Annotated in this window: 1 protein-coding gene; it reads left to right on the top strand. The window is 67.1% G+C overall.

What is annotated here, in order from left to right; genetic code table 11:
- Positions 1-319 (top strand): acyltransferase domain-containing protein (locus ADL01_RS24950; protein WP_159049625.1); only part of this gene is annotated, 319 nt, incomplete at both ends.

Below are 319 nucleotides of genomic sequence, written 5' to 3'. Positions count from 1 at the left end.
CAACGGCCCTGCCCAGATCGTGGTCTCCGGTGAGGCCGAGGCGCTGGAGGAACTGGTCGCGCAGTGCGTCGCGAACGGCATCCGTGCGCGCACGATCCCCGTCGACTACGCCTCGCACTCCTTCTACGTGGAGCAGATCGAGCAGCAGATCGGCGAGGCGTTGGAGGGGGTTGCCCCGCAGGCTGCCGAGGTCCCGCTCTTCTCGACGCTGACGGGGGAGTGGCTGGATGCCGACACTCCGATGGATGGCGGGTATTGGTATCGCAATCTGCGTCAGACGGTCCTGTTCGAGCAGGCCACGCGCGGTCTGCTCGCTGAG

The sequence above is a fragment of the Streptomyces sp. NRRL WC-3618 genome (assembly GCF_001280005.1).
Taxonomy (GTDB): Bacteria; Actinomycetota; Actinomycetes; order Streptomycetales; family Streptomycetaceae; genus Streptomyces.
This window is presented reverse-complemented; position numbering and strand designations above follow the sequence as displayed.